The organism is Mesorhizobium sp. WSM4848, assembly GCF_055811375.1.
The window spans coordinates 1-724 of record NZ_JBVVPX010000115.1 but is presented as its reverse complement, the minus strand read 5'-3'; the positions used below and the strand labels follow the sequence as shown (position 1 = coordinate 724).

General features: G+C 59.8%; 2 protein-coding genes. Both read left to right on the top strand.

Features of this window, described 5'->3' with window-relative positions; genetic code table 11:
* Positions 1–196: hypothetical protein (locus AC0L16_RS33545; RefSeq protein ID WP_473625809.1), on the top strand; the 196-nt coding region annotated here is incomplete at its 5' end.
* A 16-nt stretch (positions 197–212) separates the two neighbouring features.
* A complete protein-coding gene (locus AC0L16_RS33540; RefSeq protein ID WP_473625808.1) occupies positions 213–452 on the top strand; it encodes a hypothetical protein in 240 nt (79 codons plus the stop codon).
* The last annotated feature ends 272 nt before the right edge of the window (positions 453–724 follow it).

The window sequence follows — 724 nt, the reverse complement described above, 5'->3', positions numbered from 1 at the left end:
TAAATCGGTTCCCTGCCATGTCGTTCTTAGGCGGGCCGTGGCCGGAAGCTGGCCGTTTGGCAAGCGCCTGGGGTTGAATTTTGAAACGCAGGTGAGCCGCTGCTGGCGTTCATCTGGCCAATTACTTGGGTCACTCTGGCTTTTCAAGTACATGTCGGGTGGCGAAACGCCGCTAACAACCGTGCTTGGCTTCTGAATATGCGGCGCTCTCAATGACCCGCCTATCTGTTGCGGAAGAGCTTGAAAGCGCCGCCGACCGCATCGGCGATATATCGCGCGCGGATCTGCAGGCCATCCTGCGTCGCGCTGCATTGATGCTTAGAAATGTCTCAGGCGTGCCGCTGGAGCCCGCAACGGAGGACGCTCTCAACTCCATCGCGGCTGAAATGAACATTGGCCGGTCGGACCTCATTCAGATCGTGCTGCGCGAATGGCTGGAAACCAACGCCTAGCTGCCAGTCAGAACGGTTGACGAGGAAAGCGAGACGAACGGCAGCGCGTAGGCCCTTCCGTGATCACGGAATTACTTGCATCGCCAAACTCGGTAGTATCAACGGCGGCGGACCCCAATCCGCCCGGCCGGCGCCCTGCAGGCAAATCTACCCCAACGCCCCCCACAGTGGCGCCGGCCACTTTCAGCCCCCTCGTTCGAAAGTTGGCTTCCAGTCGCGATTGCGCGCCCGCTGCTGGCCTTCGTAGTCAGGAATGCATGTGAAGAACACCT

What these genes read in the sequence shown, in the direction of transcription:
- AC0L16_RS33540 (WP_473625808.1), top strand. Translation starts at nt 213, where the DNA reads ATGACCCGCCTATCTGTTGCGGAAGAGCTTGAAAGCGCCGCCGACCGC.